Source organism: Aphanizomenon flos-aquae FACHB-1287, assembly GCF_014698755.1.
In the GTDB taxonomy this organism is placed as follows: Bacteria; Cyanobacteriota; Cyanobacteriia; order Cyanobacteriales; family Nostocaceae; genus Dolichospermum; species Dolichospermum flosaquae.
Window position 1 is genome coordinate 74,880 of the sequence record NZ_JACJTO010000003.1, and the last position, 20,274, is coordinate 95,153.

At 36.2% G+C, this 20,274-nt stretch carries 13 protein-coding genes and 2 pseudogenes; 10 read left to right on the top strand and 5 right to left on the bottom strand.

What is annotated here, in order from left to right; all coding sequences use genetic code 11:
- Positions 1-130: 130 nt before the first annotated feature.
- The 9 genes and pseudogenes from H6G44_RS02360 to H6G44_RS02395 all read left to right on the top strand — a co-directional run.
- A pseudogene (locus H6G44_RS02360) lies at positions 131-301 on the top strand (amino acid--tRNA ligase-related protein); the annotation flags it as partial.
- A gap of 461 nt (positions 302-762) precedes the next feature.
- A pseudogene (locus H6G44_RS20595) lies at positions 763-963 on the top strand (winged helix-turn-helix domain-containing protein); the annotation flags it as partial.
- Positions 964-996: 33 nt separating this feature from the next.
- On the top strand, positions 997-1,614 hold the full coding sequence (locus H6G44_RS20600; protein ID WP_338078960.1) for a restriction endonuclease: 618 nt from the start codon (positions 997-999) through the stop codon (positions 1,612-1,614).
- A 25-nt stretch (positions 1,615-1,639) separates the two neighbouring features.
- Positions 1,640-2,812, top strand: a complete 1,173-nt coding sequence (locus tag H6G44_RS02370) for a DNA cytosine methyltransferase (RefSeq protein ID WP_190385575.1) — start codon at positions 1,640-1,642, stop codon at positions 2,810-2,812.
- Between the two features lie 7 nt (positions 2,813-2,819).
- Positions 2,820-3,479, top strand: coding sequence for a restriction endonuclease (locus tag H6G44_RS02375; protein WP_190385574.1), 660 nt, complete (start codon positions 2,820-2,822; stop codon positions 3,477-3,479).
- A gap of 261 nt (positions 3,480-3,740) precedes the next feature.
- Positions 3,741-5,651 carry a tRNA uridine-5-carboxymethylaminomethyl(34) synthesis enzyme MnmG gene (gene mnmG, locus H6G44_RS02380; RefSeq protein WP_190385573.1) on the top strand — a complete coding sequence of 637 codons (1,911 nt, stop codon included), beginning with the start codon at positions 3,741-3,743 and terminating at the stop codon, positions 5,649-5,651.
- Between the two features lie 240 nt (positions 5,652-5,891).
- Entirely contained in the window at positions 5,892-7,118 is a 1,227-nt protein-coding gene (locus H6G44_RS02385) for a hypothetical protein (protein WP_190385572.1), read from the top strand.
- Between the two features lie 55 nt (positions 7,119-7,173).
- Positions 7,174-8,844, top strand: coding sequence for an alpha/beta hydrolase (locus H6G44_RS02390; RefSeq protein WP_190385571.1), 1,671 nt, complete (start codon positions 7,174-7,176; stop codon positions 8,842-8,844).
- A gap of 429 nt (positions 8,845-9,273) precedes the next feature.
- Entirely contained in the window at positions 9,274-9,921 is a 648-nt protein-coding gene (locus tag H6G44_RS02395; protein WP_190385570.1) for a DUF2281 domain-containing protein, read from the top strand.
- 93 nt (positions 9,922-10,014) lie between these two features.
- Here H6G44_RS02395 and H6G44_RS02400 read toward each other — a convergent pair whose 3' ends face one another.
- From H6G44_RS02400 to H6G44_RS02420, 5 genes are all read right to left on the bottom strand, one after another.
- Positions 10,015-11,022: a GUN4 domain-containing protein gene (locus H6G44_RS02400; protein ID WP_190385569.1), complete on the bottom strand. Its 1,008-nt coding sequence runs from the start codon at positions 11,020-11,022 to the stop codon at positions 10,015-10,017.
- 135 nt (positions 11,023-11,157) lie between these two features.
- Positions 11,158-12,522 (bottom strand): UDP-N-acetylmuramoyl-L-alanine--D-glutamate ligase, encoded by a 1,365-nt coding sequence (gene murD / locus H6G44_RS02405; RefSeq protein ID WP_190385568.1) that lies wholly within the window; start codon positions 12,520-12,522, stop codon positions 11,158-11,160.
- 80 nt (positions 12,523-12,602) lie between these two features.
- Positions 12,603-14,753, bottom strand: coding sequence for a glycine--tRNA ligase subunit beta (glyS, locus tag H6G44_RS02410; protein WP_190385567.1), 2,151 nt, complete (start codon positions 14,751-14,753; stop codon positions 12,603-12,605).
- A 188-nt stretch (positions 14,754-14,941) separates the two neighbouring features.
- Positions 14,942-15,640 carry an MAE_28990/MAE_18760 family HEPN-like nuclease gene (locus tag H6G44_RS02415; protein WP_242031655.1) on the bottom strand — a complete coding sequence of 233 codons (699 nt, stop codon included), beginning with the start codon at positions 15,638-15,640 and terminating at the stop codon, positions 14,942-14,944.
- 6 nt (positions 15,641-15,646) lie between these two features.
- Positions 15,647-16,744: a DUF262 domain-containing protein gene (locus H6G44_RS02420; protein ID WP_190385566.1), complete on the bottom strand. Its 1,098-nt coding sequence runs from the start codon at positions 16,742-16,744 to the stop codon at positions 15,647-15,649.
- 305 nt (positions 16,745-17,049) lie between these two features.
- Between H6G44_RS02420 and H6G44_RS02425 the strand changes: the two genes are divergently transcribed.
- Positions 17,050-20,250 carry a hypothetical protein gene (locus H6G44_RS02425; RefSeq protein WP_190385565.1) on the top strand — a complete coding sequence of 1,067 codons (3,201 nt, stop codon included), beginning with the start codon at positions 17,050-17,052 and terminating at the stop codon, positions 20,248-20,250.
- Positions 20,251-20,274: the final 24 nt, after the last annotated feature.

The window sequence follows — 20,274 nt, forward strand, 5'->3', positions numbered from 1 at the left end:
AAGAGAGTGTATCTGTTTAGTTGAGACTTATAGGTGCTTAAAAACAACTAGTTAACTAGGCACTAAAACTACTGCAATGAATGTTAATGGTAGATGATGGGAAAGCCTTGACATTTAACCAACCTAGCCCGAAAGTTTTAAATATCGAACTCCTTTTCATGGTGATATTGCTTACGGTGTAGATCAGTTGGTAATGTTGTTATCTGGAGAAGAATCAATTCGTGATGTGATTGCTTTTCCCAAGACTCAACAAGCTCGTTGTTTGTTAACAGATACTCCTGGAAATGTAGACGCAAAATAATTGAAAGAGTTGCACGTTGCTTCGACTTTTAAACCCAAGGTTTAAGGTTTGATTATTCCCTCTGCTTTTTGTAGGGGGTTTAATTTTGGAAAGAAAGTTTCGCGCAAAGGTACAAAGGAGCAAAGACGCAAAGGAAGAAGTTAGAAAGTTACATTTATTAATTTTGGGTAAGAGTTCCTACTAAAATTTGCATCAATATTTCTAAATCAGTAGGAACTCGATATAACATTAAATCCTGGGTTATTAGTTGATTTTCCCGTTGAAAACTGCCAAATTGCCAAATATCTCCAGTGGTTACAGCACCATCTAATATCTATTTGATGCGGTGATGTAAAAATATTGGCAAAAAACACAAGAGTATGGTATAAAAGTTAATATCTTGATTTTTTGATTTGTGAAAAATGACTATTCCTGACTTTCAAGCTATTATGCTTCCTTTATTGTAATATGCAAGTGATGGTAAAGAACATTCTTTAAGAGACGCTATTACATATCTAGCTGATGTTTTTAATTTAAGTGATGAGGAAAAAAAGGGTTTATTGCCTAGTGGACAACAAACAGTTTTTGATAATCGTGTAGGATGGGCTAGAACTCATTTAAAAAAAGCTGTTTTATTGGAATATCCTAAAAGAGGATTTTTTCAAATTACAGAACGGGGAAGGGATTTATTAACTCAAAATCCTACAAAAATCAATATTAAGTTTCTTAATCAGTTTCCAGAGCATATAGAGTTTCTAAATTCTAAAAAAGATAATGATAAATCAGAACCGGAAATTATAGAAACATCAGAAACTACACCCCAGGAATCTATAGAATTTGGATATCAGAAAATTAGAAAAGAATTAGAGTTAGAGTTACTTAACCGTGTGAAAAGTTGTTCACCTGATTTTTTTGAAAGATTAGTGGTAGATTTACTCGTAAAAATGGGCTATGGTGGCTCAAGACGTGATGCAGGGAGAGCGATCGGTAAAAGTGGAGATGGGGGAATTGATGGTATAATTAAAGAAGATAAATTAGGCTTAGATATTGTTTATGTTCAAGCTAAAAGATGGGATAATACTGTTGTTGGTAGACCAGAAATTCAAAAGTTTGTCGGGGCTTTACATGGACAAAGAGCAAGAAAAGGTGTTTTTATCACTACTTCCAGATTTTCCCAAGAAGCGAGAGAATATGTATCTATTATAGATAGTAAAATTGTGTTAATAGATGGAGAAGAATTAGCTCAGTTGATGATTGATAATCATGTGGGTGTTTCCACAGTCTCTATTTACGAAATTAAAAAGATAGATTCCGATTATTTTACAGATGAGTAATTATTAAATAGTAGACAATTAATATATGAAAACAGAGAATTTAAAAGCGGTAGAATTATTTGCTGGTATCGGTGGTTTTCGCTTGGGTATGGCAAATGCTAATATTGAAACTATATGGGCTAATGATATCAATGAATTGAGTTGTCAAGTTTATGAAAGTAATTTTGGGAAAGATTCTCTAGTTTTAGGTGATATTAATAAAATCCCGATATCAGATATACCCAATCATCATATACTAACCGCTGGTTTCCCTTGTCAACCATTTAGCCCTGCTGGTAAAAAATTGGGTGTGAGAGATTGTGTGAGAGGGACTTTATTTGAGCGTATTGTAGAAATAATAGATAAAAAACAACCGAAATATTTTTTCTTAGAAAATGTCAAAAGACTTTTAACAATGGAAAATGGCTATCATTTTCGAGTGATTTTAAATGCACTGTCAGAATTAGATTATTTTATAGAATGGAGAATTATTAGTCCTATTAGCTTTGGTATTCCTCAAAATAGAGACAGGATTTTTATTTTTGGGACTAAGTTAAATTCAGTGAATATCAATTCTCAACTTTTACAAAATACATCAGTTTTCTTAACTCAACCAGATTTAACTGATTTAGAAAATATAGAAGAGTTACTAGAAAAAGATATGATGCCTATAGATGCAAATAAAGGTAAGAATTACAATTGGGGAATTGCTTATAAAAATAAAATGTTAACTTTGAATCTTCCTAATTTACCGGATATCAAGCCTAGACAAAAATTAAAAGATATTTTACAAGATGATTCAATAGTAGATCCTCAATTCGATTTTACATCTGATACCTTAGAACGAATTAAAAAAAGTAAAGCTGTACATCGTTATTGTCATGGTGTAGAATTGTTATATAATCAAGATGGAGGTGCAAGATTAGGTTATACAATATTTGGAATTAATGGAATTGCATCAACATTAACTGCTTCTACATCAAGACATTATGAACGTTATCAAATAGGTGATAAATTTCGGCGTTTAACTAATATTGAATATGCTAGATTGATGGGTTTTCCTGATGATTGGTGTCGGATTGCTAGAATTTATGATCAATATGCTTTATTTGGTAATGCAATTGTTCCTGCTTGTGTAGAATGGGTATGTCAAAGAATTGGTAAAAGCAATATTGAATTTACTAAATCTTCTTGGCAACAATTAACTTTGACTATTTAATTTAAAAATGGAATTACTAACACTAGAATCTTTAAAAACGGCAGCACGTAATTTTTGCTCAAAATTAAGTGTAACACAAATTCATAATTTGTACGGAGTTACAGATGGTAAAGCAGTGGGAACTTATGTTGAGTCTACTTTTAATCAATATTTGTCCTCAAGATATGAATATACCCTTGGTAGTGCTGCGTTAGGTATAGATTTTCCGGGACTAGAAGTAGATTTAAAAGTAACATCTATTAAACAGCCTCAGTCTTCCTGTCCATTTAGAAATGCAAGTCAAAAAGTCTATGGTTTAAGATATAACTTATTAATATTTGCATACGAAAAAATTGATGATCATAGTTCTCTAACTGCCAATTTAAAATGTCAGAATGTCGTTTTTGTAACTAAAGAAAGAACTGGAGACTATCAAACTACCTATGGAATTAAAGAAATTATCCGCCGCAATGGCAATAAAGATGATGTGATAGCTTTTTTAGAAGAACGTAATTTTCCTTTAGATGAAATTGGACGCGAGGCACTAGCAGAACGAATTTTACAATCACCCCCAGAAATAGGCTACCTAACAATTTCTAACGCCTTACAATGGCGGTTACAATATAGCAGAGTTATCCAAATTTCTACAGCAGGAACAACAACAGGAATAGAAAATTTATTAGTATAAAAATCTGAATAAAGATAGTTACTCCCTTCCTAACATAAGATTACCTATCTTCCCTCTTTCTTCGTGGTCTTCGTTTCTTCGTGGTTTATTTAACCTATATTTTTCTGGTAGAAACGGACTAAGAATTAACTTATTTTTAAGTATAGTGCGATCGCCAAGCGCTGCTGTAAGCAGATCGCCAATCACCAACAAATTAAAAATAATGTATAATAGAGGATTTATATCATAATTCCTAACTAACTTAATTTTGTAACTAAGACTATGCACAATTTCACTGAATTTCCAGACGCTTATGATGTAATTGTCGTCGGTGCAGGTCACGCAGGTTGTGAAGCAGCACTGGCTACTGCTCGCCTCGGTTGTCGAACTCTGCTATTGACCCTAAACTTAGATAAAATCGCTTGGCAACCCTGTAACCCCGCAGTCGGTGGACCAGCTAAATCCCAATTAACCCATGAAATAGACGCGTTAGGGGGGGAAATTGGCAAAATGGCAGACCGGACATACTTACAAAAACGCGTCCTCAACTCTTCACGAGGTCCTGCGGTATGGGCATTACGGGCGCAAACTGATAAAAGAGAATATGCGGCGATAATGAAGGGAATTGTCGAAAATGAAGAGAATTTGACAATTAGAGAAGGGATGGTGACGGATTTAATCTTAAATGATCATAATGAAGTTATTGGTTTAGAAACTTATTTTGGCGTATCTTTTCACTGTAAAGCGGTAATTCTCACTACGGGGACGTTTTTAGGTGGGAAAATTTGGGTGGGAAATAAATCCATGGCCGCAGGCCGCGCGGGGGAGTTTGCAGCGGAAGGGTTAACACAAACTTTGAACCGCTTAGGATTTGAAACTGGTAGACTGAAAACCGGGACACCAGCACGGGTTGATAAACGTTCTGTTGATTACAGTAAAATGGAAATTCAACCCGGAGATGACGCTGTGCGGTGGTTCAGTTTTGACCCCCAAGTATGGGTAGAACGGGAACAAATGCCTTGTCACATGACTCGGACAACTAAAGAAACTCATCGTTTAATTAAGGAAAATTTACATCTGTCCCCGGTGTATGGTGGTTGGGTAGAAGCAAAAGGACCTCGCTATTGTCCGAGTATTGAAGATAAAATTGTTCGCTTTGCTGATAAAGAAAGTCACCAAATCTTTATTGAGCCGGAAGGAAGGGATATTCCTGAATTGTATATTCAAGGTTTTTCTACCGGTTTACCCGAAACTTTACAAATTTTAATGTTGCGGAGTTTGACAGGTTTGGAAAACTGTGTAATGTTACGTCCTGCTTATGCTGTAGAGTATGATTACTTACCTGCAACCCAGTGTTTTCCCACATTGATGACTAAGAAAATCCCGGGATTATTTTGTGCGGGACAGGTAAACGGGACTACAGGTTATGAAGAAGCCGCTGCTCAAGGGATAGTAGCGGGAATCAATGCAGCGCGGTTTGTACGGGGTGAAGAAATGATTATTTTTCCCCGTGAACAAAGTTATATTGGTACATTAATTGACGACCTGTGTACGAAGGATTTACGAGAACCTTATCGAATGCTTACTAGTCGCTCAGAGTATCGGTTATTACTGCGTTCTGACAATGCTGATCTGCGTATGACACCTCTGGGACGGGAAATAGGTTTAATTGACGATCTGCGCTGGGACTTGTATACTCAAAAACAAGCACAAATTACGGCGGAGAAAGAACGCCTACATTGTACTAGAATAAAGGAAAATGAACCGGTGGGGCAAGCGATCGCTAATGATACCCAACAAGCAATTAAAGGTTCTATTACTCTTGCTGATTTACTGCGTCGTTCTGGTATCCATTACATTGATTTAGAACGTCACGAACTCCATAACCCCAACCTCAAACAAGCGGAAAAAGAAGGAGCAGAAATTGATATTAAGTACGCGGGTTATTTAGCAAGACAGCAACACCAAATTGACCAAGTTGCCCGTCAAGCAAATCGCCAGCTACCTAGTGATTTAAACTACTCAACTATTGAAACTCTCTCTAAAGAATCTAGAGAAAAGCTGAACAAAGTTAAGCCCCTCACTATTGGACAAGCTGCGAGAATTGGGGGAGTTAACCCAGCCGATATCAATGCCCTGCTGATATATTTAGAAATAGCTAAAAACAAGGCTGCTCCAGCGATTTCTCAGTAAGTGCCTCAAGTAGAGGTCAATAGTTGGTTATTTGCTAACTTTTTTCCCAACTCTGTCTATAAACTTTTCTAACTAAATATTACCAAAATTTCCAGAACAGATTAAAATTTAGTACCATCAGCTAATCAAATTCTGGACTCTGACAAGAAAAATCGACTGTTTAATTAGAAAAGGTAGTTTATTTCCACAGCAGTAGCGGTATTGTTTTTCATTATTTTTTAGCTACAATCGAAAAAGCCTATGTTACCCAAATCCAGCACTGATTTACTTGTTTCAGAAGCATCTGATAGCACCAGCATGACCGTAGATTTTGTCACTAATGAGCCTTGGTCCATAGAAAGCTATGCTGAAGGCTTAATGGATGAACTTTTTACGGATATTGACAACATTCTTGATGGTCGAAACCAGCGGAATTATTCTAGAGACAGGAAGGAATCCGTACCTGTGCAAACCATGACATTTAAAATACCAGATGTGGTTTTGTCATCAACAGTTAATATCCCATTACAGTCCGCTTTACCTATTAAAAATATCCAAGCCGGGACACTGGTAGTTAATCCTTCTTCTATGAGGGCAATTAATACTGATAGTCAAAGCCAACCCAATATTTTAGGTAAACTAATATTCATGGGATTAGGGTTAACTACGGCTACATTAGGGATGGTCTACTTGACGGATTCTGGGTTATTAACTACAATAATTAGCCAATTAACTTCCCAAAGTTTATCAAATCCCCAAATACCATCATCTGTGGCGGTGAAAGCAGATTCACAGTTAGATTTAGTAAATTATATGTTGGGGGCTTTAAATGTAATAGAACAGCGGGAAACGAGCAATGATAAAATAACTATTAAACCTGGATTTCCTAATGGTGATTTTAACCAAATAACTACTGGAACTTTACCTGTACCTGTAGCAGCGAACAATGTACCACCTGTGACTAATCGCCCAAGTTCCCCTAATGTAGTTGAGCGTATATATATTCCAGTTTATCAGTCACCAGCACCTAAATATCAAATACCAACTGTTCCCGCAGTACCAATACCAAAAACATTACCTTCACCTTCATCTTTAGCAGTTAATAATCCTCTTATTAATGTTAAAAAACCAGCAATTAAATCTATAGAAAAACCAAGCCAGGTTAAGCCTAGTTCAGTCGCAGTTAATACTCAACCGCTGAAAGTCGCACCATCAAAATTGCCAACTATTGCACCTGTACCAGCCAAAGAGCCTACTAATATGGTACAACAGGATTCTGTGCCTATCTATTCCGCACAATTAGATGGATTATTGGAGTTAGGGAATAAATCTGTGGCTTTGTTTAAAGTCGATGGTATCAGTCGCCGGATTAGTCTAGGTGAAAATATTGGTTATACGGGTTGGGTATTAGTAGAAGTCAGTAACGGTGAAGCTAGGATTCGTCGTAATGGTGAGGTACGATCTATTTATACAGGACAAAAGCTTTAATTCTATTTTTAACTGAAAATCAGGTAGAATCTCCTAAGTTGAGTTGCAATCAAAGATGTTCACACAAAAAAGCTGGAAGAATTTTAAGGTATTTGCAGGTGTATTTTGTGCTGTTGCTCTGACACCGTTTTTTGTGGTTAACTCCTCTGCACAGGCCGCAGATACCGTTGTGATTCGCTATGGACCCTTGGAGGAATCTGTATCCTTAAAAGAGTTAAAAAAGTCTACAGAAACTGGGGAATTACCGGCTAGTTTGGGAACTTATACCCAGAAAATGACTGAAGAACAGCGTCGCTTTTTGGTGGAGGGGCTAAAAATCCAAATTCCCATAAATGTTATTACTTTAGATAGATTAATCAGTACCCAAATTGGGACATCAATCCTAAGTGATGTCTCTACAGCTATTACCCGTCCAGATCAAGCGGGATTACAAGCTATGAGGGGTGGATTAATTTTAGGTGCTAATTCTCCACAGGGCTTATCTATACTGAGTTTTATCGAGGCCTATCCCAGTAAACGGTTAGTAATTAATTTACCTCAAGCTATAACTGTAGCGAGGAGTTTAAATGGTGCATTTATCCGCACTCAGCGGTTTATGTTTGGTCTTTCTCCCCAAGTTGACCCCAAAGATATCAAAGTTGCGTCTTCTCTAGATCCTACTCAAGCAGGAAGCGAGCAGGTACAGACGCTCAAGTTAAGTCTTAATGACGAAAAGCGTCAACGACAAATTCCCCTAGATGTTTATTTTTCTAGTTCTGCGAGTACAAATAAACCTGTAATTGTGTTTTCTCATAGTCGGGGTTCAGTGAAGACTGATTTGCGCTATTTAGCTGAACATTTGGCTTCTCATGGTTATATCGTTGCAGCTTTAGAACATCCTGGTAGTAATAAAACTAGTTTTAAAGCAGTTAATCAAAATAAAAAACAACTGGTTACACCTCAAGAATTTTTAGACCGTCCGCGTGATGTCAGTTTTATTTTAGATGAATTGGAAAAACTTAACCAAACTGGGAATAGTCCCTTTCCCTTACAAGGAAAACTAGCAACTAATAATGTGATGATTGTAGGTCATTCTTTTGGTGGAGGAACGGCTTTAGCATTAGCGGGAGGTGAATTACAAATCGAAAACCTGAAACAACGTTGTCAACAAAATTTATCTACAGCTAACCTGGGAGAACGAGTCCAGTGTGCTGGTCAAATATTACCAGAAAAGACTTATCAATTGAGAGATGCTAGAATTAAACAAGCGATCGCTCTTAATCCTACCACTTCTTTAATGTTTGGAGAAACTGGGTTAACAAAAGTACAAATTCCCACATTAATTCTCTCCAGTTCCGCAGATAAAATCACCCCTGCATTAACTGAACAAGTTATGGGTTTTGCAAAAATTCCCTCTCCAAAATGGTTAGTGGGTGTGGTTGGTGCTTCTCATTTGAGTGTCATAGATCCTAGCGTAATTTTAGATCAAAAAGAACAATCCAATACAGCTATTTTGAATCAAGAAGTAACAGGAGAAAAAGCTGAAGACGTGCGGAAATTTCTCAAAGGTGTTACCCTAGCAATGGCAGCACAGTTAACGCCTGAAGCTAGTCAATATGCTCCTTTTTTGACTTCCGACTATGCTCAAATTTCTTCAACTCGGCTCTTTCCATTTCGGATAGTGCGAGAACTTTCTCCTGAGATGATACAAGAAGCACAAGGTCCAGGTATGACAGCCGATAAATAATAGGTTGAAGGACGAGCAAATAAATAAAAAGGCTTGGAGGGTAAACCAAGCCCCAACTTCACTCAGGGTAAAATATATAATCTATTCTATAGAATATATATATTTTAAAAATCCTTCTCAAGAGAGAAATTTGAAAATCTTATAAATGAAAGTGATCGCACTCTCTACTCTACATCCAAAAGGCGTTAGTAAAGTAGGTTGGGTTGACGCAAGGAAACCCAACATTTACTATTGTCTGATAGCGAAGCGTGGCGTTAGCCATATCAGGATTAACAGGATTTAAGGATTAACAGGATTATTTATTGATAATTTGTTCATTTTAAGTACATAAATATTAATATTTTAATATACTTCGTTTTTTGAAATAGCTAAAACTCAACCACAATAATATGTAGTAAAATATATAAGTAAACAGTCAGAAAGAAAAAAATGAGCATTGAACAAATTATCATAGATAAGGTAAAAATGTTACCTCCTAACAAACAACAAGAAGTATTGGATTTTGTAGAATTTTTATTAGTAAAACATCAAAAATCAATGAGTGAAAAAGGCAAGTTTATTGATTTTTATCTCCCGTATAGCCAAGATGGTAATCATATTTCTGCAAAAAGCCAAGCGGAAAAAATTTTGCAGGAAGCGGATACTTTGCTGAAAAAAGGTTCTTTTGGTGTTGCTATCATATATTCTGCCAATTATGACCAGACTAAAACTATTAGAAAAACCTACGCAGAAGGTAAATATAAAACAGGAACTTCAGGAGCAAATCAGGCTAATGTGATGACTCAGATGGAAAGTCTGTTAGATACTCCAAACTATCAACATTTACAAAGTAAAATTCGCATAGCTCCCATTACTACTATGACCTATTCAGACTATGATGAAAAAGATCATATAACAGTGGTAAAGGATGATTTAGGTCAGATTCAAGAAATGCTGGAAAATGGATGGGATATACTGGGATGGCAAAATCAGACTACTAAGAAATACGCTGTGGGTGGCGGTATTGCCAACTTATCTCCCGATATTTCAGATGGAATTCAATCTACTTTGCTTTCCCTATCCTCTCAATATAAATAAAATAAACTTGTGGGACAGAATGATTCATTTAGGCGCACTTGATGAAGACTGTCCTACAATTATCACAATTATCAGGAAACTTGCCAACTGTATTTAAAGATTACATTCTTCACATCGAGAAAAAAGACGGATGTAAGTTTCTATAGCGCCTTGTGGACTAGTTGCAATGCCCCAACGCACAATAGCAGGAAGATGACCAATAGGAGCTTTGATCGTAAAATTTAAAACGGAAGTACCTGTATTCCATTTTATTTTGTCCATAAAATTTTCTAAACATTGTGACATTTGCTCTTCATTTCCATTTTTTTGAAAACCAAGTTTTCTTAAAATATTTAACTGAACCCTGTAACCAAAACGCCCCTTACTGTATTTAACCCAAAGATTATTAATAGTATGTAGATGTGAGCATGGTATGTTAACGATTTCCTCTATATTTAACGACCATGCAGGATTTGGACTAATCTCATAACCGCATAAAGATTTCAAAATTTCAAATGTTTCTAGGTCAGCTTCCCGCCATTTCTTGGTCGCTAATAAATTTTCTAATTTGTTGTAGGTTACATAATTTTTCAATTCAAATAAATGAGATACATGATTACCACTATGAGACTGTAGAGTGGCGATATGAATTAAATCTGTATAACCTATAGGTTCTCCTGTCCGAAACCAGCAAAATGTCCTTTTTTTATAGATATCATCTTTTTCTTTTTGAGAGTCAATCAGCATCCATAAACAGGGTTTATCCTTTTGCATTTGTACAGCAAGAATTTGAGCATCAATGGGGAGATCAAGGTCAAATTCACCACTATCAGGTAATTCACATTTTTTAATAGTTTTTAAATTTTGTGTAATTTTTTTTGGCTTGTCATAAAAAACGTATTCATCTGGAACATAGGAAAATTTTAGTAATGACCAAAGTTCGATAGGGTCTAAATCTTCATTAATTGGATTATCTGTCTTAGCAAATGCAACTATAGGACAATCACCGTCTGTACCGATTTGAATAATTTTTTCCCCCGTGTTTCTAGTTCCTAACTCTAAGAAATTATTTGGACTAAAAAATACGCTATCTGGCCATTCATCTCTATTGATTATCGGCATCTTATCTCTCCAATGCTTCTTCTACCAATAAATCCTATTAAATCAGTTAGAACAACCACAATAAAAACGAGCTACAGCCCTGTTATTACAAGATTGACACTATCTGCAATTACCCGGATTTGATGTAATTATACCCTATGGAAGTAGATATTTTTGACACAATTGCCGAAAGTCTTCACCCCGCATTTCAAAGTTGGGATATTGGTCAAAACTAGCGCAAGCTGGAGATAGTAATACTACTGAAGCTTGATATTTTTTGGCTAATTCCGCAGATAAGGATACGGCGTTTTCCATTGTTTCAACTATGTGATAATTACTATATCCCACCTCTTGCAGACGTTTAGAAAATGCTGGTGCTGCATTACCTATAAGTAAGACGGCGGCGGCTTTGGCTTGAATTTGTGCCAACCAGGCGGTATCATCTCCCGCTTTAGCTTCTCCACCAGCGATTAAAATGGCGGGACTTTGCACAGATGCTAAACCGACTTCGGCCGCGTCATAATTAGTGGCTTTACTATCATTAATAAAATCAATGCCTTGCCAATTGCAGATATGCTCTAAACGATGGGGAACGCCAGGAAATTCACGGACAGCCTGAGAAATGGCGGTAATATCTATACCTGCTAATCTAGCGGCGGCTACGGACATGAGGAGATTTTGCTGGTTATGTTCCCCTACCATTCGCAATGCAGATACCTCTACAATGGCTTGGGGTGTGGCGGTGATTTTTTCCATTACCCAGCCATTTTCTATATAAAAGCCTTTTTCACCTATTAGGAATTCTTTACCTTTAACGCTTGTCCAATAGGCATTTGGCCAATGATTTAATCCTAATTTGCTCAAATAAACATCATCACCATTAAATATTTGGATTTGGGAATTATGTAATAATTTGGCTTTGATATTATAGTAATTTTCTAATGTTTTGTGTCGGGCTAAATGATCTGGTGTGAAGGTTGTCCAAATGCCAATTCGAGGCGCTAAAGTAACGGAAGATTCAATTTGATAACTACTAAGTTCGCCAATTATCCAATCTGGTTTCTTCGGAGATAAAGCCACTTCACAAGCAGCATAACCAATATTACCACAGGCGGGGGCCTTTAATCCTGCGGTTTGGAAAATAGCGGCTGTTAAGGCTGTGGTAGTGGTTTTACCATTTGTACCAGTGATTCCTACCCAGGGGATATCTTGTAAATGTCGCCAAGCTAGTTCCATTTCGCCAATAGTTTCTATGCCCAATTCTCGCGCTTTGGCTAGAATAGGAATATCCCAAGGAACTCCGGGACTGACAATTATTAACTTGGATATATCAGAATTGGTAAATTCTGGCGTGTTTCCTAATTTGACGGTAATGTGTTCGCTGGCGAGTTGTTGTTGTTGTTCGAGGAGGGTTGGGGAGGTGCTACTATCGCAAAGTTCTACCTCCCAGCCTTCCTGTTTCAACAATCTTGCCGCAGCAACACCGGATTTTCCGAATCCAATAATTAACGCTTCTGGCATTGACTGTATATCATCCCTGGTTAAGCCTCACTATATTAGCGTTAATTGGCAGCAATTACACAACTTTTTGTTGCTTTTGACTACAAATTTTTGACTATCGCGCCAAAGTCAGCCAATAGACGGGCGTTATTTCGCAATAATCCTAGCAAATTTAGGCGATTTTGCTTAATATCGGGATTTTCGTCCATGACTAAAACGCTGTCTTCACCATCAAAAAATGTACCCACGGTAGGAGCGATTTTTGTCAGTGCGGTTACTAACAGTTGATAATCCCGGTTTTGCTGTGCTGCTTGGGTTTGGGGAACTAGTTCCAGCAAAGCGTTATAAAATGCAAATTCGGATTTTTTCTGGAATAGTTCGGGTTTAATTAAAGTTTGTGGTTCTAGGGTTTGGAAGTCTAGATTTCCTTGTGCTGCGAGACGGGTGGAACGGTTGACAGTTTCGTAGATTTTATCTAATGTACCATCTTTGCGGATTTTTTGTAAATAGAGAGAGCGATCGCGGACATCTAATAAATCCGTTAATGCACGTTCTGTATATTCAGGATCATTTTCTCCCAAAACTGCATTTACTAAATCGTAATCTATCTGTTTTTCATCTTGTAATAAGGTGCGAATTCGTTGCAGGAAAAATTCTTGCAAGGTTTTAATTAAGGATTTGGCATCTTTGTTAAAAGCTGCTGCAAAATCTGCGGTAATTTCTGCTAATAAGGCTGATAAATTAATTGGTAAATTTGCCAACCATGTAATATTAATTATGGCGTTAGCAGCGCGACGTAAAGCAAAAGGATCTGATGAACCGGAGGGAATTAAACCTAAACCAAAGATACTAGTTAATGTATCTAATCTATCAGCTAAACCGACAATTTGACCTGTGAGAGTTTGGGGGAAAATATCATCAGCATTTCTGGGTAAATAATGCTCAAAAATCGCTTTTGCAACTTCTGGATTTTCGCCATTTGCTAAAGCGTATTTTTCGCCCATAATTCCCTGTAATTCTGGAAATTCATAGACCATTTGCGTAACTAAATCGGCTTTACAAAGTAATGCGGCTCTTTGTATATTATGGGTTTGAGCAGGATTTAATTGTAATTGAGTAGTAATTTTTTCGGCATTTTTAACTATTCTTTCTATTTTCGCATAAACTGAACCTAAATCTTCTTGAAAGGTGACTTTTTCTAATTGGGGTAAATAGCTTTCTAAAGGTTTAGATAAATCAGCTTCATAGAAAAATCTACCGTCTGCTAAACGCGCCCGAATTACTCTCGCATTCCCCACAGCAATAATATCAGATTTGGCAGGATCTCCGTTACTAATAGTGATAAAATTGGGCAATAATTCCTGACATTCTGCATTTTTGAAAACGGGAAAATACCGCTGGTGACTTACCATAACTTCGGTAATTACTTCTTTTGGTAACTTGAGAAATTCCTCTTCAAATTTACCAATAACTGCGGTGGGATATTCCACTAAATTGACAACTTCTGCTAGTAAATCGGGGTAAATTGGGGTGTACCCGCCTAATTTTTCGGCGGCGGCTTTGACTTGATTTGTAATTATTTCCCCTCGGTTTTCTGGGGGTACATTTACATAACCAGAAGACAAAGTTTTTACATATTCTGTAGCGTGGGAAATACTGACGGGTTCGGGGTGTAATACTCTATGAGTGCGAGATAGGCGGTTACTTTTGACAACTTTTGCCCCATTTTCTAATTGTAATGGTAAAATCTCCTCATCTAACAATGTGACTAACCACCGAATTGGCCGGGAAAATCGTCCGTCACCATGTCCCCACCGCATTAACCGCTTTCCTTCTAAATTCCAGACCCATTGGGGGACAAGTTCGGTTAAAATATCCGCAATGGGACGACCGGGAATTTGTTTGTTCACAAAGACGAAATCCCCTTTGTCTGTGGGACGAATTTCTAAAGCGGAAATATCTACACCTTGTTTAGTCGCAAAACCAATGGCGGCTTTAGTGGGTTGTCCATCTTTAAAAGCTGCTTGTGCGGGTGGTCCTTTGATTTCCTCTTCCCTGTCTGCTTGTTGGGAGGGTAAACCGGTAATGAGAACCGCTAACCGTCGGGGTGTTCCATAGACTTCAACCGCAGCGTTGGGGAGATTATGAGTTTTGAGACTTTCGGGAATGCGCGATTTCCATTGTACAATAGCATCACTCAAAAAACCTGCGGGTAATTCTTCTGTACCGACCTCTAATAAAAATGCTGGCATAAGATACTGTTTTTAACTTGACGGGGCTAAATATTAGTCAATTTCAATATTGTATGCCAGTTCCGACCCTTGGGGAAACTTTAAAACGGCAGTGGGTTGTTTTAAAATAGTGTCTTATTACCCTAGTTTTAGATATCAAAATTTGTAATAATAGAACCTTTTACAAGATTTTGTCCGTTTTGTCAAATTTATCTATTGTCTGAATGTAAATACTCTTGGTTCTCTAAATAATTTTCAATGTTTATCAATATCTGTCTAAGATACTCTACTACTTCGTCTTTAATCTGTAAAATATCTTCAATTGTTACCTCTTTACCAACGTCAGCAAATGATTTATTTCCATGAGCTAAATCATTCCTATTTTCCATAACAGCATCTAAATTTTCACCATGCTTTGTTTTAGCATGGTCAGTATCGTAAGAAAATCCATATTCCCTTGCTGTTTTTGTAATTTGCTCTCTATTAACATTACCTGAAAATAATTTTCTCCTATTAAACCCCTCTTTAATAATATCAGTAGAAATCTCCGTTATTCTAGAATGAACATTATCAAGAGATCGATTCTTAAAATTATAAAGCACTATCTTCTTGACTTCGATTCTAAGAGAATCAAAACAAACTCTCCTGCTCTTTAGCTCCTCAAAAATAGCCTCTATAGCATTCCGCATAGTTGATTCAACCAAATTATAGAGAAGTAAATACCCATTAGCTTTGAGAGTTTTTTCTAGTTCAGAATCAATAGGCTTAATCCTATGTTCTCCATTATTTTCTAATACTGCTAATTTAGTATTTTCTGTACTTAATTGCTCCAGGAAATTGAAGTATTTATTCACCTCTTCAACACGGGTATTGAAGTCTAAAATGACCGTTTGCATAGTAATTTGCATAGTTAATTATTTCAAAAGTTGATCACGAACATATTCAATACGAGCAATTACTTTAGGCTTGGAATTACTTGCATCTGAAGTTGTGTATTTTTTAAACTCTTCTGAATCTAACCATTTTATTGATTTGGGTACTAAATCACTTTTCTCTCTCAAAGCAAGTGCAACACCTACAGAAATAGTTTCAAATCTAATTCTTGGTGTTCTGACATGACCTGTTCCCTTGGTAAATCCATTTGGTAGATATTCTTCAACAAAATCTAACATTCTATAAAATTCATTTTTCATTTCCTCTTTGTCTATTTCATTGTTATTATGTTTTTTTAGATATTCATCCAGAAACAGATCAACTCGTTGACCAAAATTCTGATAATTATTTAGATATGCAAAAAAACGTAATATAAATTCCTCTCGTTCTTGTTTAAGTTTAACAGCATCTGATAATGGACAGAGTTGATTAAATTTAGGATATTCAGCTAATTCTTCAAGAATATCAACAAATGGACCAGAAGATATTCCTCTACGTATCTCCATGTCGTTCCGTGGTACACCACCTGTGTTTATGCGTTCAAATAGATCTCTTCGTGTTTCTTCATCAGCTTTATCGGTCAAAACAATTATGCGAAGAGTAGCTCGATTGAACTGTCTTTGTCTTGCAGGGTGTAAGTCTTTGAATTTGAAATTATTAAGCTGCCTTAATTTTTCTAATCCAGACAGTCTCAGTTCATTATTAATAAATCTGTGTAAAGTACGAATACGTTGAGCACCATCAACAATTTCTAATCGAGCTAAATCATCAATATAATCATCTTTCGGTCGCAAATCAGCAACAAAAATATATGGACTTGGCAAACCCAGGATAATAGATTCAATAAACTTTGACTGTCGAGCTTCTTCCCAAATCATCTGTCGTTGATAGTCTGGTATATATAACTCGTTGGTATCATCCTCTAATCCTTCTGCATATTTCTTAACAAGCACTTCCACTGGATATTGTTTGGTGTCATAGTCAACTGCTTTCTGTTTTTCCCGAATTTCCATTTCTGCGGCTTCTCTTTGCTCATAAGTAATTTCTGGTTCTGGTGGTATATTTTTGGCTTTTGCCATCTGGCTCTCCAGCTTGAATATAATGGTTTTATGATCATAATATCACAATTGTAAAATTAGATGGTATGCGATCGCGCAAGTAGTTCGCTCCCAACTACTCAACCAGTGGTATAATTAACATCTAATCCTAAATACATCATTTACTCATAAGTAAACTTACATCAGTGAATTATTTACTTTTATATCCTTGTTATTGACAAGTAGTGTATAATCAAGTAGCTTAAGGGAAAGATTCCATTTGTTCAAAATATACAACTTGAACAGGTGAAGCAGTTAAAAAACTGGTGTAAAGGAACAAACAAATTATGTCTCCAGAAAACAATGGTGGCGCTAAAATTGAGGCACGTTCACCAAAACCTTGTATTGATTTAGTTACCCTTGTCGAGTTGCTGACTAAAGCAATTCCTCCTAAAAACAATAGTGGAACTACTGATAAACTACACCCTGATTATAGACCAGCATTTGCTTTTGATGCTGACAAAAATCGTCTCAGGATATGTACGTCAGCAGTTATGAGAAGATTCTTTGGAAATAAGGATTTTAAAACGGCTTTTGATCCTGAAGGTGGGGGTTTTGTTCAAGATTTACCAACTTCCGGTTATGGTTTGAGGATGCGAGTTGGTGGTACGTTAAAAGAAGATAATAGAGACAGATTACCTAAAGCTTTAGATCAATTAATTCTAGCTATTGATGCAGCATTACCACCAGAAACTCAATTATCAGCTTTGTTGTTAAGTGAACCAGAGAAACGGCTTCAGGAATTAGCACAAAAAACTCAGAAATTACCACAAAAAACTCAGAAATTACCACAAGAAACTGGTGCTTTTTTCCAAAATAAAGTTCATAATGCGACTCTTGTTCCTATAGCATTTCCTAATCAAGATAATCAGAATAATCCTGAAAATAAACCCATAGCTAAAGTAATTTCTGCATCAGAAACAATAGATGCTAATAATTACTTTAAACGGATGTCAAGTGCAGTTAAAGAACATTTAGAAAATCAGGGATTAGAAGCAGATGATATTGAAATATCTCTTGATGCTTTGGAAGCAGAAAACACTAGATTAGAAAGTCAGTTAAATCGGTTTTTAACATTCCTAGATGATGAAGCATTAGCGCGGGTAAGATTATTAATTACCTTGCGGATTATGGAAGCAATTTCCAAATTTAGCCCGAATAAACACGAACTTCTTAGAAGATATGTTCAGCGGGTTAAGACTTTTTATGATGCTGCAAAAGAACATATTTTTGAGGTTGATTTATCGGCTAATTTTGGTATTGGTGGTCAGTTTAACTTATCAGAATCTTTGCAAACAGCAAATTTATATTTCTGTCTACCAGTTTGGCCAGAATCTGAAGCTCAAATCTTTGAAGATAAGACAATAAATCAAGAAAAAACTAGCTTTGGAGTTGTGCGAGAAGTTAGTTATCATTTTCGGATTAATGGAAAAAACCCAACAGCAGGTAAATTTGCTTTTGAAGCAAGACTTGATACAATTGAGAAAGAATTAGAACTAGATAATGAAGATTCATTTTTTGATCCAATAGCAGTTACTCGCTCTTTATCTCAGTTGATATTTTTAGCAGTTGTTGTTCCCTCTGAAATAATGGAATCTGCAACTGTGAGAAATTTCTCAAGTTCAGTACAGCAACTTCTCAAAGATCTAAAAAATGGTGGTAAGAATGCTGTTAAACAACTTATAGTTAAGTTGCAAAAATGTGCTAAGACAATGAAAACGATTGCTTCAAGTTTAATTGATGTTATTAATACCAAAAGTGAAAAAATAATTTCTCAAGTTCAAAGTGAATCTTCTCAACAATTTATCTGTGTAAAACGTGATATTTTTGAATGGTCACGGTTAACAACAGGAGCATCTCAAAATTTACTTGTTGGTTCGGAAAATCCTGGAAGAGAAACGGTGGCATGGTTTAAAAATATTGAAGTTTGTGATACTCCAGAAACACCAGGACTTTTATTTTCTGTCAAGGTCAATACTCAACTTTCTGAACATAACTTAGTCACCAAAGGTAATCCATATTCAATTCAAGTACAAAGAATTTTACCAAAACATCTTTTACAGATTATTTGGTGTCCTTTTTCTTTTTCTCAAGAAAACGATAAATGGACGTACAAAGCTTCAGAAGATGCGCCAAAAGCACAGGGATGGTCATTACCAGCAGCAATTGTTTTAGAGTATGATGCGAGTGATTTAACTCCAAAAGAAAAAGGGAAAGGAAGTGAAGAAAATAAACAATATCATGCTGCGGGTATTGCGGCTTTTGAAGTATTAGTTTATTGTTGTTTATGGCATATTATTAACAAATTAAAACAAGAAGTCAATGATGATTTTACAACTTTAATGTTGAGGTTGCAAGAACAAGGAAAAGAAAGTGATGATAAAGATGGTGATTCTTATGTTTATGCAGCCGCGCAAACTTTAGAAGCGATATTAGCAGAAGATACTAATATTAGAATGCAGGGAATTGTTCTTAAAAACCTAGATAAAGAAAACAAAAATATCCAATATGTAAAAAAGAATATTTTTAATGCTTTATTGAGTGCATTTCCTATCGTTACCAGTACACCAAAACCGCCAACAGTTCCGAAAATTGGTTTAATTTCCTATTCGACTCGTCCCTGTGATGAGTCTATAAATACAGATGAAAAAAGTTATCTTTTTCTGACTCAAAGTTATATTGCTACTGCGGTAAATCAGCCATTTTCCGGTTATCATATCAAAGCAGAAAGGACACAATCTGATATTGTTGATACTCCTGAAAACCTCCGAAAACAAAGATTAGTTCAAGAAGAAATTCGTTATCTTGAAAATCAAGGATGTGAGCATATTATTTTACTTTCTCATGCTTATGGTAGCCGAAGATTTAACCGTGTTGCAGATTACAATGCTGGATTAACACCAAAAGAGTTTTTAGAAGATATTTCTCAGACTTTTCCTGATTTAACTATTTACACCTTATTACGTGATGTTTTCCCCGCAACGAGACTTTATAAACGGGAAAAAAATCAAGCTGGATTTGAGATTTTACAAGCAGGAGATTATACTAATTTCTTGAGTTCCGTAGAAAAAATATCAACTCGTCGACTAATTCCAGTTTATACTTTTGCAACGCTATATTCAATTCCAGGAGAACAGCGGCCACAATCGGGGTTTTGTGTATATTTCCTAATGTCAGATCAGCGTGTGAGTGATTTCAATTGGAGTGAACGCGCACGTCAAAATTTAACTGTTCCTGAACCAAATACATCTAATATTCATCCTTGTTTAATTTCTGTGTTGCGTGGTTTGCATTTTATTGAAGCCGAAAAAGGAGTACAAAACGGACAATTTCTCCCGGTTTTAGATCCCTTTCCTTGGATATCTCCTAAAACCGTGGAAGCTGCGGGAGATGTGCGAATTTTACATAGTCGTCGCGGTGGTAAAGTATATCTGAGTTATCCAGCTTTACTAACTCATGTTTCTCAAGTTCTTCACCGCAGAAAATAATCCAGATAACCGATTTATTGTATC

Excerpts from the sequence above, each read along its gene's own strand:
- H6G44_RS02370 (WP_190385575.1), top strand. The coding sequence starts at position 1,640 with ATGAAAACAGAGAATTTAAAAGCGGTAGAATTATTTGCTGGTATCGGT.
- H6G44_RS02375 (WP_190385574.1), top strand. The coding sequence starts at position 2,820 with ATGGAATTACTAACACTAGAATCTTTAAAAACGGCAGCACGTAATTTT.
- mnmG (WP_190385573.1), top strand. The coding sequence starts at position 3,741 with ATGCACAATTTCACTGAATTTCCAGACGCTTATGATGTAATTGTCGTC.
- H6G44_RS02385 (WP_190385572.1), top strand. The coding sequence starts at position 5,892 with ATGTTACCCAAATCCAGCACTGATTTACTTGTTTCAGAAGCATCTGAT.
- H6G44_RS02390 (WP_190385571.1), top strand. The coding sequence starts at position 7,174 with ATGTTCACACAAAAAAGCTGGAAGAATTTTAAGGTATTTGCAGGTGTA.
- H6G44_RS02395 (WP_190385570.1), top strand. The coding sequence starts at position 9,274 with ATGAGCATTGAACAAATTATCATAGATAAGGTAAAAATGTTACCTCCT.
- H6G44_RS02400 (WP_190385569.1), bottom strand. The coding sequence starts at position 11,022 with ATGCCGATAATCAATAGAGATGAATGGCCAGATAGCGTATTTTTTAGT.
- murD (WP_190385568.1), bottom strand. The coding sequence starts at position 12,522 with ATGCCAGAAGCGTTAATTATTGGATTCGGAAAATCCGGTGTTGCTGCG.
- glyS (WP_190385567.1), bottom strand. The coding sequence starts at position 14,753 with ATGCCAGCATTTTTATTAGAGGTCGGTACAGAAGAATTACCCGCAGGT.
- H6G44_RS02415 (WP_242031655.1), bottom strand. The coding sequence starts at position 15,640 with ATGCAAATTACTATGCAAACGGTCATTTTAGACTTCAATACCCGTGTT.
- H6G44_RS02420 (WP_190385566.1), bottom strand. The coding sequence starts at position 16,744 with ATGGCAAAAGCCAAAAATATACCACCAGAACCAGAAATTACTTATGAG.
- H6G44_RS02425 (WP_190385565.1), top strand. The coding sequence starts at position 17,050 with ATGTCTCCAGAAAACAATGGTGGCGCTAAAATTGAGGCACGTTCACCA.